Genomic DNA, 13,102 nt, shown 5'->3' with positions numbered 1-13,102 from the left:
ACGGTGCCTTCAGAGGCGGTGCCGGCAGACCACCGACAAGTTCCGCCCATAGGATTCGAACCTATACTCCACGGCTCCAAAGGCCGGGGTGCTGCCATTACACCAGAGCGGACCGTGCGCACGCGGCCCTTGCGGACGCAGGGTCCTCGGGCTTCCCGATTGACCGGGTCGCACACACAAGAATCTAGTTTGCCATGACCATTGCGGTGTTCGCGACTTGGTGCATTCCTGAGTCCATTTCATCGGTACTGGCATGCCCTCCCGAGGCCGCTGCACGCTTGACATGAGGCATGATGGATGCGTGAGCAACAGCACAGGACTTCCCCGGCAATCGACGGGTACCAGGGTGATCAACCACCCACCCGTGGCCCAGGTTGTCCGTGCCCGGATGACAGGCTCCCAGCGCCGCTCCCAGCTCATCGAAATTGGCCGGGGCCTCTTCGCCGCCCGCGGCCTGGACGCTACGACCATCGACGAAATCGCAGCGGCCGCAGGCGTGTCCAAGCCCGTGATTTACGAGCACTTCGGCTCGAAGGAAGGCCTCTACACGCAGGTTGTGGAGTTCGAATTCCGGATCCTCCTCGACGCCATCAACGAGTCCCTCGCCGCGGAAGCCAAACCGCGCGTCCTCGTTGAACAGGCGGCCCTTGCGTTGCTTGGCTACATCGAAGAGCGGAGCGACGGCTTCCGGATCCTGATGCGCGACGCCCCGCCCTCCCAGCCCGAAGGGGCCTTCTCCACCCTGCTCTCCCACGTGGCGGATCGCGTGGAAAACCTGCTCGCCGACGAATTCTCCCGGCGCGGATTCAGCGCAGCCGATGGAGCCATGTACGCCCAGATGCTCGTAGGCATGGTGGCCATGACCGGCCAATGGTGGTTGGACCACCGCGAGCCCGACAAACGCGCAGTAGCCGCCCACCTGGTCAACCTGGCATGGAACGGCCTGACGGGCCTACAAAAAGAGCCGGAACTGCGGAGCGAGGGCTAGGGCGGCTGGGTGCGTCGCCTTTGCGGTCCAACGGCCCCTTCGAACGTTTCCGCGGTCGCCTCCGCGCGTTTCCGTGGTCACCTCCGCGGCGCAACGGCCCTTCGCCGTCGCTTAGACACAGCGCATAAGGGGTCTTCCGGTCGCTGAGCGACCTCCAAACCCCGATGCGCCGCGATGCGCTCCTACCCGAAGGCCCGCAGCGCCGCTCTTGCCAATCTTCCGTCCGCGACTCGGCCCTTCACGACGCCGATCCGTCACGTCGACACGGAAAATTCCTGTCGACACCCGTATCCGCGCATCGGTTTCCTAGATCCGAGTCGCCAGAACATTTGGGTGTCGCGAAGCGCACAGTCCCCCATTTCACCGCAGCGGACGACGCCGGCAGTCCACCCGCGCGAGGCGACTTCCCCCGCCGGAGGCGGTTCTTCCGAAAGGAGCGCATCGCGGCACATAGTGGGCCGGAGGTCGCTCAGCGACCGCAAGCCCACATGGGCCGTGTCTAAGCGACGCGGAAGGGCCGCTTCCGGCACCCAAGGCACTCGGCGCCTAGGGTGAGGGGAGTAGGCGCCCGTCCCAGCCCGCCTACTCCCCCAGGATCTCGGCCGCCTCGAGCCATTCGAGCTCCAGGCCTTCTTTTTCTTCGAGGAGCTCCTGGAGCTTGGTGTTCAGTTCCCCGAGGCCGTCGAAATCGCCGGATTGGGACTTGGCCGCCATTTGGACGTGGAGCTTCTCTTCTTGTTGCGCGATCTTGCCCAGTTGCCGGTCGATCCGGTTCAGGTCCTTCCGGGCTTCACGCTTCTCCGCTTCGCTCGGACCGGAAGCGGCGGCACTCGAGCCGCTTGCCGCCGTCGGCCTGGCGCTCCCGCTCGACGCGCCGCCCGTCACCGTGCCGCTCGCCAACGCGGCTTCGCGCAATTCCAGGTACTGGTCCACGCCGCCCGGAAGTCCGCGCAGCTTGCCATCGCCCAGGAGTGCCATCTGGGAATCCGTGACGCGTTCCAGCAGGTAGCGATCGTGGCTGACAACGACCAGCGTGCCGGGCCAGCCGTCCAGGACGTCTTCGACGGCGGCCAGGGTGTCGGTATCGAGGTCGTTCGTGGGTTCGTCGAGCATCAGGACGTTGGGCTCGCCCACCAAGAGGCGCAGGAGTTGCAGGCGGCGCCGTTCGCCACCTGAAAGGTCCGTGACGGGCGTCCACTGCTTTTCCTTCGTGAACCCGAGCTGCTCCACGAGCTGGCCGGCCGTGAATTCCTTGCCGCCAACGCTGAAGGAGCGTTTCTCGCGTTCGATGACCTCGATCACACGAAGGTCGGACACGTCGTCGAGCTCCTTCACGTCCTGGCTGAGCACCGCCGTGACAACGGTCTTGCCTCGCTTGACCTTTCCGGAACTCGGCGTGATCTCGCCGTTGAGCAGCCGCAGCAGTGTGGACTTTCCGGCACCGTTGACGCCCACCAGCCCGAGCCGCTGCCCAGGCGCCAAGCGCAAGGTAACGTCGTCGAAGAGCTTTTGGCTGGCGACACCGCCCAGGAAATCGAGGGAGACTCCTTCAAGGTCCAGCACATCCTTGCCGAGGCGCGCGGTTGCCATCTTGCTCAGGGCCACGGAGTCGCGCGGATCAGGAACATCGGCGATCAGCTCGTTGGCGGCTTCGATGCGGAACTTCGGCTTCGAGGTTCGCGCCGGTGCGCCCCGGCGCAGCCATGCCAGCTCCTTCTTGACCAGCTGTTGCCGTTTGCTCTCGACGACGGATGCGCTCCGGTCGCGCTCGGCGCGGGCCAACACGTAGGCCGCGTAGCCGCCGTCGAACGGGTCCACCATGGCGTCGTGCACTTCCCACGTCCGGTTGCAGACTTCGTCCAGGAACCAACGGTCGTGCGTCACCACAAGGAACGCGCCCTGGTTGGCCCGCCAGCGGGTCTTCAAGTGCCGGGAGAGCCAGGCGACGCCTTCGACGTCGAGGTGGTTGGTGGGCTCGTCCAGCATGATCACGTCGTGGTCCTCGATGAGCAGCTTGGCCAAGGCGACCCTGCGCTTTTGTCCGCCGGAGAGGGCGTGGACGTTGGCGTGCCAATCGACGTCGGCCACGAGGCCGCCCATGATCTCGCGGATTTTGGGGTTCGCGGCCCATTCGTGGTCGGCTTGGTCGCCGACGATCGCGGCCCCTACGGTGAGGTCGCCGTCGAGCACGTCGGACTGGTCGAGGTAGCCGACATTGACGTCGCCGCGTTTGGTGACGCGGCCGGAATCCGGCGTCGATCGCAATGCCAGCAAGCGCATCAGCGTGGACTTGCCGTCGCCGTTGCGCCCGACCATGCCGATCCTGTCGCCGTCCTCCAAACCAAGGGTTACGCCGTCGAGGATGGTGCGGGTTGCGAACGAAACGGTGAGGTTTTCACCGCCGAGCAGGTGAGCCACTGGGTACTACTTTCTGATGTGAACAGTCAGGGCGACTTGTCAAAGGAGGGTATCGGAGATGATCCGGGCACCGGGAACCGGGCCGTGCACAGCAAGGGCGTTGTGTCCCAGGTGCCGAAGGTCCTCGGCGAGCCCTTCGGCCGCCCGGGGGTTGTGGGCGAGCAAAGCCACGGTGGGGCCGGAACCGGAAACAATCCCGGCGAGGGCTCCGTTCGACTCCCCTATCCCGATGGTGTCCCGCAATTGCGGGGCCAGCTCGATCGAGGCGCGCTGGAGGTCGTTGATAAGGACTTTGCTCAGGGCGTCGGGATTCCCGTCGCGCAGGGCCTGCAGGATCTTGGCGTCGACCTCGAGTGGTTCAGGGATGTCGAGTCCCTCGGTGTTCCGAAGCCTGTCCAAGGTGTGGAAAACCTCGGGGGTGGAGAGTCCGTAGTCGGCGCAGACCAGGACCCAGTCCATCTGCGCCTTCGCGAGGGCGGGTGAGAGTTCGTCGCCGACGCCAAGCCCGACGGCGGTACCTCCGAGCAGCGAGAACGGCACGTCCGCGCCCAACTCGGCGGCAAGGTGGGCCAGTTCTTCGCGGGACAAGCCACTGTTCCAGAGCGCATCGCAGGCCAGGAGCGTCGCCGCGGCATCGGCCGAACCGCCGCCCATGCCTCCGGCAACAGGCACGCGCTTGGTGATTTCCAAGTGCACGCCCGTGGCGTTCTCCGAGACATCCCTCATGATGGCGGCGGCCTTGTAGGCCAGGTTCCGCTCGTCCAGGGGGATGTCCACGCCGTCGAGGTCCAACGTGCTTGAGGGACCGACGCTGACCGTGATCCCGGGCCCCTCAGTGCTTGTGGCGGCTACTTCCTCGTACAGGGACACCGCGAGATACACGCTGGCGACCGAGTGGTAGCCGTCGGGCCGCAAGGGGCCGACATTGAGGGACACGTTCACCTTGCCGGGTGCCCGGACGCGTACGGTCCGTGCGACGAAGCGCCCGCGGTTCGCACCGCTGATTGCCGGATTCATGCGTCCAGGGGGTGGCGTGCCTCGGCGATCCGGACAAACGCGTTGATATCGAGCACCTCTCCGCGTGCCGTCGGATCAACGCCTGCAGCCACGATGAAACGTTCGGCCTCGGCCGCGCTCCCTGCCCAGGTCGCGAGGGCCGCGCGGAGGGTCTTGCGGCGCTGGGCGAATGCGGCGTCGATGACCGCGAAGACCTGCTCGCGCGTGGCGTGCGTTGCCGGCGGCGCACCGCGGGTGAAGGACACGAGTCCGGAGTGGATCTTCGGCGCCGGCCAGAAGACATTCATGCCGATCACGCCGGCTTTGCGCATGTGGCCGTACCAAGCGGCCTTGACCGAGGGAACTCCGTAGATTTTGGAGCCGGGCCCGGCGGCCAGCCGGTCCGCCACTTCGTCCTGGACCATGACCAGCCCGTGTTGCAGGCTCGGGAAATACTGGAGCAGGTGCAGGACCACGGGGACCGCCACGTTGTACGGCAGGTTGGCCACGAGGGCCGTGGGCTGCACCGGAAGCTCGGTGACCTTCATGGCGTCGGAGAGGACGAGATGGAAATCGTCCACGGACTCCGGGCGCCACGAGCGCACCGTGTCCGGCAACTTGCCGGCCAGTACGGGATCGATTTCGACGGCGACAACTGTTTTGGCGGCGTCGAGCAGGCCGAGCGTCAAGGAACCAAGCCCCGGGCCGACCTCCAGCACGGTTTCCCCGGGATCGATTCCGGCGGCAGAGACGATCCTCCGGATCGTGTTGCCGTCGATGACGAAGTTCTGGCCCAGGGTCTTTGTCGGGCGGACACCGATTTCCTCGGCGAGCCGTCGGATGTCCGCAGCTCCCAGAAGGGGTGCGACGGCGGCGGGTTCGGAATTCGGTTCAGTCACCTAGGTATCGTATCGTCTGAGCGACGAGCGGGAGCGCCCGCTCCCCATCTTCAGCACGCGAAAAGGCCGGGCCCGAAGATTCCGGACCCGGCCAATTTCATTTCGTTTACCTGGAAGCTGCCCAGCCACAGCCCCAAGGTCCGAGGCCGCGCTGCGCGTAGACGCGGTTGGCGATGTCAATCTGTTGGGCCTTGCTGGCGGCGGCTGCGTTGGGAGCGTAAGCGCCACCGCCGGAACCGATCCAGGTCTGGATGTCGAACTGAAGGCCACCGTAGTAACCGTTGCCGGTGTTGATGGCCCAGTTCCCGCCGGACTCACACTGTGCAATCTTGTCCCACATTGCCTCGTTCGGCGCGCCGGTAGGTCCCGAGGCCACAGCCGCGGCCGGGGCGGGCTTGGGGCGCTCCTTGGTTCCGACCGTTACCTTCGCGGGGACCGGCTTGACGGTGACATCAGAGGAGACCAAAGACCGGGAAGCTTCGCGACCATCTACCAGGACGAGCTTGAACGTCTTGCTGAGCAGTCCGAGGACCCCTTCCTGGGTTACGGTCTTCTGGTCGCTGAACTGGGTGGCGTCTTCCGTGGTGACCGTGTCAAAGGGGACGTTCTCCGTCTCGGTGGCGGTCTTGCTGGTGTCCACCCGGGAAACCTTGATCACCATGTTCTGGACAACGGGAGCCGAGTTGGGCTGCGAAACCCGGTCGTTCGCGCCGAGCGAGACGCCGGCATCGCTGAGGACGGTTCCCACGTCGGCCGCCGTCGTGGTCTTTGAAGAGCTCTGCCCGTCCACAATCAGGCTGATCGTCTTGGGGGTAAGGATCGAAACGTAGGATCCGGAGACGGCCAGCTGCGCGTCTTTGGGCTGGGAGACGGCCGATGCGCTCGCGACGCCGAGCTCGGAGACGAGGCCTTCGACGTTCGGGGCCGTGGTGTTGACCGTCCGCTGGGCGCCATCAAGGCTGACCGTTACGGCCTTGGCCAGATTGACGTTGATGATGGAGCCGTTCTGCACCGAGGCGTCCAAGGCCGGGGAGACCCGGTCTTCAGCCTTCAGATCAACCTTGGCTGCCTTGACCACTTGGTCAACGGTGTTGCCGAAGGTCTGGACGGAACTCACTTTGCCGTCGACGTTGAGGGTGACTGATTTGTTGTTGCCGGTAAAAGCAACGACTCCCAGCACGAGTGCCAAAAGCACCAGCAGCTGTGCACCGACTTTGACGAAACTGAACTTACCGCCCGTGGTGAAGAACTTGACCATGTTTGCCCGTAACTTTTGGACCATCCGGGCACGGGGAAAAGCACACAGGGGCCTCCTGCCGCGGTCCCGGATGCAGGCCGAAGCATGCATGAGGACTGCAGCGGAGTTGTGCGCCGCCACACTCAATTCAACTGAAAACACCAATTGCGAACGGAGTTAGTTGTCCGAAGGCCTTCCCCGACCCCGGCTACTGGTTACCCACTGTAACCGAAGCGTTATAAAGTGACCAAGATTTTTACATACTGGGTATGCAGCGTGAATGCTGCTTAGTCCCAGGATCCGTAGGTGGCGATGGTGTTTTGAGCCAGTTGCGAGCACAGCGTGGATAGCTCTGTTCCGGTCACTTCGGACATGGAACGGACGGTGTACGGCACCATGTAGCTCGCGTTCGGGCGGCCCCGGTAAGGGTGCGGGGTGAGGAACGGGGAGTCCGTCTCGACGAGCACCAGCTCCGGATCCGCGATGGCCAGCGCGGCCCTCAGATTTGCGGCGTTCTTGAACGTCATGGTGCCCGCAAAGGACATGTACCATCCGTTCAAATTACAGATCCGTGCCAGTTCTTCGTCGCCGGAGAAGCAATGGAAGACCACCCGCTCCGGGGCCCCCTCCTCCCGGAGAACCTGGACGACGTCGTCGTGGGCGTCACGGTCGTGGATCTGGAGGGTGAGGTCCAGCCTCTTCGCGATATCGATGTGGCGGCGGAACGAATGGCGCTGGTGCACCAGTCCGTCGCCATGGGTGCGGAAGAAATCAAGCCCGGTTTCACCGATCGCACGGACCCTCGGATGGGCCGCCAGCTCCTCGATTTCCGCGAGAGCCGATTCCAGCTCTCCGCGGCCCGCGTAAACGGGGGCATCGTTGGGGTGGATGGCGACAGCTCCCAGGAGCCGCCTGTCCGCGTCAAGCGCCTGGACCGTGAACCGCGATGACTCGAGGTCGCAACCCACCTGCACCGCGCCCTGGACACCCACGGCTTCGGCCGCGTCCAGGGCATCCCCCACCGCGACTTCGAGCAGGCCGTGCCGGAAGTCGAGGTGCGTGTGGTTGTCCATCACGGGGACCGGCAGCGGTTCGGGAGCAGGCGGGTATTCTTTGCGGGAATCGCCGGTTTCTGGCGCGCGGTAGGAAGCCGGCGGGAGGGAATTGCACATGGATCCACCCTATCCTTCCCTCCTGATGCCTTCCTGATGACCCCTGTATCCCTTCGCCGTCCCTCCCTCGGGAGGCTGCCTCTGTCTGCGGCGGGCCTAGGCTGGGTAGTCTGGTACAAAAGGCGGTATATCCCGGCCAGGGCACCGCTGCCCGGCTGAGGTTCTGTCATGGCTGAGGGGATTGTCCATGGACTCAAAGCGACACGGCACCGTTGATGAACAATTGCTGCCGGACGAGGCCGTGCTTGCCTTGCCGCCTGACCGCGAGTCCCTCAACGGGCACAAGCCGACGGTCATGGATCCTGAGCAATTCCACGCTGCCAGCGAGAAGATCCTGGCGGCCATCAACAAGGTCATCGACGGCAAAGCCGAGGCCGCCAAGCTTGCCCTCACCGTGCTCCTCGCCCAAGGCCACCTGCTGGTGGAGGACGTGCCGGGTGTAGGCAAGACGTTGCTTGCCAAGACCCTCGCCCGCACCATCGATTGCAAGGTCAGCCGGATCCAGTTCACCCCGGACCTTCTTCCTTCCGACGTCACGGGCGTCTCCATCTACAACCAGTCCTCGCGGCAGTTCGAGTTCCGGATGGGTGCGGTGTTCGCCAACATCGTGATCGGAGACGAAATCAATCGCGCCTCGGCCAAGACGCAGTCCGCCCTCCTCGAATGCATGGAGGAACACCAGGTCACGGTGGACGGCCATTCGTACCAGCTGGGCGAGCCGTTCATGGTTGTCGCGACGCAGAATCCCATCGAAATGGAAGGAACGTACCCGCTGCCGGAAGCGCAGCGGGACCGTTTCATGGCGCGCATCTCGATGGGCTACCCGGACAAGCTCTCCGAGATCGAGATGCTCGAGACGCATCAGGCAGTTTCACCCCTCGCCAAAGTCACGCCGGTGGTCACCTCCGCGGACGTCGCAGCGATGATCGCCACCGTGCAGCAGGTTTACGTTTCGCAGTCCGTCAAGGAATATACGGTTGCCTTGGGCCGGGCCACCCGGGACAGTGCCCGGCTGCGCCTCGGAGCCAGCCCGCGCTCCCTTCTGCAACTACTGCGCGCAGCCAAAGCGACCGCAGCCCTTGACGCAAGGGATTTCGTGCTGCCCGACGACGTCATTTCCGTCGCCGAGTCCGTCCTGGCACACCGCATCATCCTTGACCGCAAGGCCGCGAGTTCCGGTGATACACCACAGAGCATCATCCGGGCCATCCTGGCTTCCCTCCCGGTAAGCCAAGACGCTGCCGCGGAACGCCGCGGCAGCTAGGGAGAGCGAAGGAGGGGGGCAGGCATGGCGCTGATCGATCTACTTCCGAAGCATCTGTTCACTACCCGTGGCTGGGGCTTGCTTGCCAGCGGTGTGGGTTCCTTGCTGCTTGCCCAGATCATGGGCAGGCGGGATCTGTTGGCCCTCGGGATCCTGCTGCTGGTGCTGCCGCTGGTATCGCTTGCCGGCGTCCGTATCCTCAAGCCGCGTTTCCAGGTGTTCCGCGAATTCCATCCCTCGTCCGTGGAGACCTCCTCCACGGCCACGGTGCGCTTGGCGGTGGCACGGACCGGCGCAGCGGCCGGGCCGGTGATCATGGAGGAGCAGTTGCCGGCGCGCTTCGGCGAACCTCCGGCCTTTCGCTTTCCCGCCCGTGCCGCATCCGGCGGCACCAGCCGCTATGAGTACCACCTGCGCTCCGGCAAGCGCGGCCAGTTCAGGATCGGTCCGGTCACGGCCGAGTTCTGCGATCCCTTCGGATTGTCGCTGCACCGGCACGAGATCGACGACGGCGACATCCTCACCGTGACGCCCGCCGCCGTCGAACTTCCCGCCACAGGCCTGGCCGGCGCACGCGGAAACGACGGCGTGACGGCCACGCGGATCCGCGCCAATCCCAGCGACGACGATGTGATGACCCGCGAATACCGGCATGGCGACCCCATGCGGCGCGTCCATTGGGCCGCGACGGCGCGGCACGGCGAACTCATGGTGCGGCAGGAGGAATCCGTCACCACGCCCGAGGCGACCATCATCCTGGACCAGCGCTATTCCGCTTTCGTGTCGGGCTCCGCCGCGGTCTTCGGTCCCGCGCACGAAGACGCCTTTGAACTCGTGAGCAGCGAGAACTTCGAATGGGTCGTGACGGCAGCGATGTCGATCAGCGCCCACCTCGCCGATCGCAACTATTCGCTGCGTTTCCTCGACGCCGCGGGACACCCCGCATTTCGCGCATCCCGCTCCGCGCCGTATCCCGAAACCGAGGAATTCAGCGGTGCGGGAGGCCTGCAATCCATTGCCGAAAGCCTCGCCGCCATCCAGCTCAGCGGCCCACGGCATGTCCACGGCGAGCGCGGCCGCAAAGAAGCTGCCGTCGTCGAGGGTGCCGATGCGCCCTTCGACGACCATCTCATGGACAAGCTGGCCGCACACCGCCTGCGTGGCCCCGTCCTCGCGCTGCTCGGCAACATGCCGCTCTCCGAGGCCCGCGCGATGGCGCCGGCCGCCGGCTACGGGGCCAACGCTTTTGCGCTCGTGGTTACCGACCACCCGCGCCATGTCCAACCCGTCATCGAAGCCCTGAAGCTGGGCGGGTGGCGTGCCGTCGCGGTGAATTCGAGAACGGACCTTATCGCCGCGTGGGCCGGATTCGACCAGGGAGAGATTCTCGCTGCCGCAGCCGCAGCGATGGACGTCCGGCGTGGCGCGGCGGTGCCACGATGACCACTACCTCCAGGAACGGCCCTCCGGGGCGTTCCCCGGGTCCGGAACCGGCAGGGACAAGTGACCCCTGGTCCGATGGGGCAAAAGGGTCCGATGGGGCAAAAGGGTCCAATGGGCCGGGAAGGGCGCCCCGAGGCCCGCGAAAGCCAGGGCCGGGAGCCTACCCCTGGGCAATGTCGGCGGCCATCGCCGTCGCCGTACTCGGAGCCTCGCTCTCGCTCAACGGGGTTTTCAGGGGCTGGGCCTGGCTGGTTCCCGCCATCACCACGGTGTTTGTCGTCGGGCTGACCCTGGCCGTCCTTCGCGCCTTGAGGGTCCACCCTGTGCTCACCACTTTGGGCGGCCTGCTCGCCTTGGTGTTTATCCTCGACTTCACGTTCTTCCGGCCGGAAAGCATCGCGGGCTTCATTCCCTCCGGCGCGACCCTTGACACGCTGGGTCAGTTCCTCAAACGGGCCGGCGAAACCGTGGTCTCGGAGACGGCACCCGTCTCGCCGAACGCAGGAATCGTGTTCGTCGCCTGCGCGGCCCTGGGCGTGGTTGCTGTCCTCGTCGACACCCTGGCGGTCCCGCTCGGGATGCCTGCGACGAGCGGCTTGGGCCTGCTGGTTGTCCTCGTGTTCCCGGCGACCATCAAACCGCAAGGTGGCGGGCTGCCCGGATTCCTCGCTGCCGCCGTCGGCTTCATCCTGATCCTGGGTTGCAGCCAGTGGTTCGCGCCGGACTCGCGGTTGCAGACCGACAACGCCCATGGCACGGGGCAGCTCAAACGATCCATGGTGATCGGTGGCGTGGCCCTGGCGCTGGGGCTCCTGTTGCCGCTGGCGGTTCCGGGCTTCGAGCGCGGGACGTTTCCGGTCGGTTCGCGGCTGAATCCCTGGGGCGTCTCCAACGGCCTGAACCCCATGATCACCCTCGGCAACAGCCTGCGGAATCCCACCGGCGACGGCAGCATTACCTATGCCACGAGTTCCACGGCCCCGGTCTACTTGCGCTCGGTCACCATTGACAAGTTCGACGGCGATACCTGGGCGCCGGACGACCGCGAAGCCTCACGGCGCGTAGGGCCGGGCCGGATGGCGCCGGACTACCCGCTCCCGTCCGAGCTGGTGCGCCAAGTGACGGTGGTCGACACCGGGCAGTTCACCAGTCCGTATCTGCCGGTCCCCTATGCCCCGACAGCCGTCAACGGTCTGAGCGGACGCTGGTCGTGGGATCCGGCGACGCTCAGCATCCGAGGCGAGGACGGAACCACAAGGAACCAGCAGTACACGGTATATTCGGCGCTGCCGTCCGTGACCTCCGCAACGTTAAGCCAGGACAACGCCAAGCCCACGTCCATCTCACAGGATTTCATCCAGTTGCCAAGCAATGTTCCGGACATTGTGAAGAACACCGCCAAGTCAGTGACGGCCGGGGCCAACGGCAACTATGCGAAGGCGATGGCGATCCAGGACTATCTGCGCTCCTCCCAGTTCAGCTATTCCCTGCAGGCTCCGGTCCAGGGCGGTTATGACGGCAACGGCATGTCCGTGCTGGCCGATTTCCTGCAGCAGAAGAGCGGCTATTGCGTGCACTTTGCCTCTGCGATGGCCGTCATGGCGCGGCTGGACGGAATCCCGAGCCGCATCGCCGTCGGTTACGCGCCGGGCCATGCCACAGGGGCCACAGTTGCGGTGGCCGGACAGGAGCCCCTGCCGGAGTACCAGGTGGATGCCCGCGACGCCCACGCCTGGCCCGAGCTCTATTTCGAGGGAGTCGGTTGGGTCGCCTTCGAACCAACCCCTTCCCGCGGCGTCGTTCCGCCCTACGCGAGCGAGGCTGCCGCAGCGGGCGGCCCGAGCACCAACCTCCATGACGAAAACCTGACCCCGGGTTCCTCCACTCCTGCGCCGAGCACCGCTGCTGTACCGCCCGTTGCGGGTCCGGGAGTCGGATCAGGCACGGCCGGCGGCTCCGCAACCATCCTGTACGTCACCGCGGCCGTGCTTCTTCTGGCTGTATTGGCAGCCTCCCCGCGGCTGGTCCGCTCCGGGATCCGGGCTCGGCGCCTGAGGCCGGCACGGGCCAAGCAGCCCGGTTCGGGAGGCACAGCCGGCCCGGCCCCGCCCCGGGATGGCCCGGTCCTGGCATGGGCGGAGCTCGAGGACCTCGCCACGGATTACGGTGTACCGCCAGTGCCCAGCGAAACGCCGCGGCATTTCGCGGCCCGATTGAGCAGCTCGGTTGCGCTCGGAGGGCCGGCCGCGGCAGCTTCGCCGTCGGGAGCCGCCGACGACGCCGGCCAGCACGCGCTTGCATCGCTCACCGGCGACTTCGAACGGCAGCGTTATGGTCCCCCGGCGGCCGCGGCGGACCAAGCGAACGCAGCGGCGGTCCGGATTGCGGCAGTCCGTGCCGCGTTCCGGCGCAATGCCTCCTGGTTCGCGGTCTTCCGCGCGGATTGGTTCCCGCCGTCCTTGATGTCCAGGTGGTTCCAGCTCCTGTCGTCGCCTTTCCGCTGGCTGGGTGGCATTTCCGCCGCGGCGGCACGCCGCGCGGCAGCATCCGTGCAGAGACTGTTCGGCTCCATCCGCTGGCGGCGCTGACCCAACTAGCTCGCATTAGATGTCGTTATGGGCCTCGAAAACGACAACAAATGCGAGTCAGTTGGGCTTGGAACGGCAAAGGCAGGGCACCGGAACC

General features: G+C 65.7%; 9 protein-coding genes and 1 tRNA gene. 4 read left to right on the top strand and 6 right to left on the bottom strand.

Going from position 1 to position 13,102, the window contains the following annotated elements; genetic code table 11:
• Nucleotides 1-40: 40 nt before the first annotated feature.
• Nucleotides 41-112 (bottom strand) — tRNA-Gln (locus tag LFT47_RS06420).
• A gap of 276 nt (nucleotides 113-388) precedes the next feature.
• Between LFT47_RS06420 and LFT47_RS06415 the strand changes: the two genes are divergently transcribed.
• A complete protein-coding gene (locus LFT47_RS06415) occupies nucleotides 389-988 on the top strand; it encodes a TetR/AcrR family transcriptional regulator (protein ID WP_236818432.1) in 600 nt (199 codons plus the stop codon).
• 582 nt (nucleotides 989-1,570) lie between these two features.
• On the opposite strand, the gene LFT47_RS06410 is transcribed toward LFT47_RS06415, so the two are convergent.
• The 5 genes from LFT47_RS06410 to LFT47_RS06390 all read right to left on the bottom strand — a co-directional run bounded on the left by LFT47_RS06410 (nucleotide 1,571) and on the right by LFT47_RS06390 (nucleotide 7,710).
• Nucleotides 1,571-3,406 carry an ABC-F family ATP-binding cassette domain-containing protein gene (locus tag LFT47_RS06410; RefSeq protein WP_236816333.1) on the bottom strand — a complete coding sequence of 612 codons (1,836 nt, stop codon included), beginning with the start codon at nucleotides 3,404-3,406 and terminating at the stop codon, nucleotides 1,571-1,573.
• A gap of 39 nt (nucleotides 3,407-3,445) precedes the next feature.
• Nucleotides 3,446-4,423: a 4-(cytidine 5'-diphospho)-2-C-methyl-D-erythritol kinase gene (locus LFT47_RS06405; protein ID WP_236816332.1), complete on the bottom strand. Its 978-nt coding sequence runs from the start codon at nucleotides 4,421-4,423 to the stop codon at nucleotides 3,446-3,448.
• On the bottom strand, nucleotides 4,420-5,301 hold the full coding sequence (gene rsmA, locus LFT47_RS06400) for a 16S rRNA (adenine(1518)-N(6)/adenine(1519)-N(6))-dimethyltransferase RsmA (RefSeq protein ID WP_236816331.1): 882 nt from the start codon (nucleotides 5,299-5,301) through the stop codon (nucleotides 4,420-4,422). The genes LFT47_RS06405 and rsmA overlap by 4 nt, the downstream gene beginning before the upstream one ends.
• 106 nt (nucleotides 5,302-5,407) lie before the next feature.
• Nucleotides 5,408-6,559 carry a resuscitation-promoting factor gene (locus tag LFT47_RS06395; protein ID WP_236816326.1) on the bottom strand — a complete coding sequence of 384 codons (1,152 nt, stop codon included), beginning with the start codon at nucleotides 6,557-6,559 and terminating at the stop codon, nucleotides 5,408-5,410.
• Nucleotides 6,560-6,825: 266 nt separating this feature from the next.
• Complete coding sequence (locus tag LFT47_RS06390) at nucleotides 6,826-7,710, bottom strand: TatD family hydrolase (RefSeq protein WP_236816324.1); 885 nt, start codon at nucleotides 7,708-7,710, stop codon at nucleotides 6,826-6,828.
• Between the two features lie 187 nt (nucleotides 7,711-7,897).
• Between LFT47_RS06390 and LFT47_RS06385 the strand changes: the two genes are divergently transcribed.
• The 3 genes from LFT47_RS06385 (at nucleotide 7,898) to LFT47_RS06375 (ending at nucleotide 13,005) form a co-directional block, all read left to right on the top strand.
• On the top strand, nucleotides 7,898-8,974 hold the full coding sequence (locus LFT47_RS06385) for an AAA family ATPase (protein ID WP_236816323.1): 1,077 nt from the start codon (nucleotides 7,898-7,900) through the stop codon (nucleotides 8,972-8,974).
• A 24-nt stretch (nucleotides 8,975-8,998) separates the two neighbouring features.
• Nucleotides 8,999-10,417, top strand: coding sequence for a DUF58 domain-containing protein (locus tag LFT47_RS06380; RefSeq protein ID WP_236816322.1), 1,419 nt, complete (start codon nucleotides 8,999-9,001; stop codon nucleotides 10,415-10,417).
• Between the two features lie 173 nt (nucleotides 10,418-10,590).
• Nucleotides 10,591-13,005 carry a transglutaminase TgpA family protein gene (locus tag LFT47_RS06375; protein WP_236816321.1) on the top strand — a complete coding sequence of 805 codons (2,415 nt, stop codon included), beginning with the start codon at nucleotides 10,591-10,593 and terminating at the stop codon, nucleotides 13,003-13,005.
• The last annotated feature ends 97 nt before the right edge of the window (nucleotides 13,006-13,102 follow it).

The sequence above is a fragment of the Arthrobacter sp. FW306-2-2C-D06B genome, from assembly GCF_021789175.1.
Classification (GTDB): Bacteria; Actinomycetota; Actinomycetes; order Actinomycetales; family Micrococcaceae; genus Arthrobacter.
This window is presented reverse-complemented; position numbering and strand designations above follow the sequence as displayed.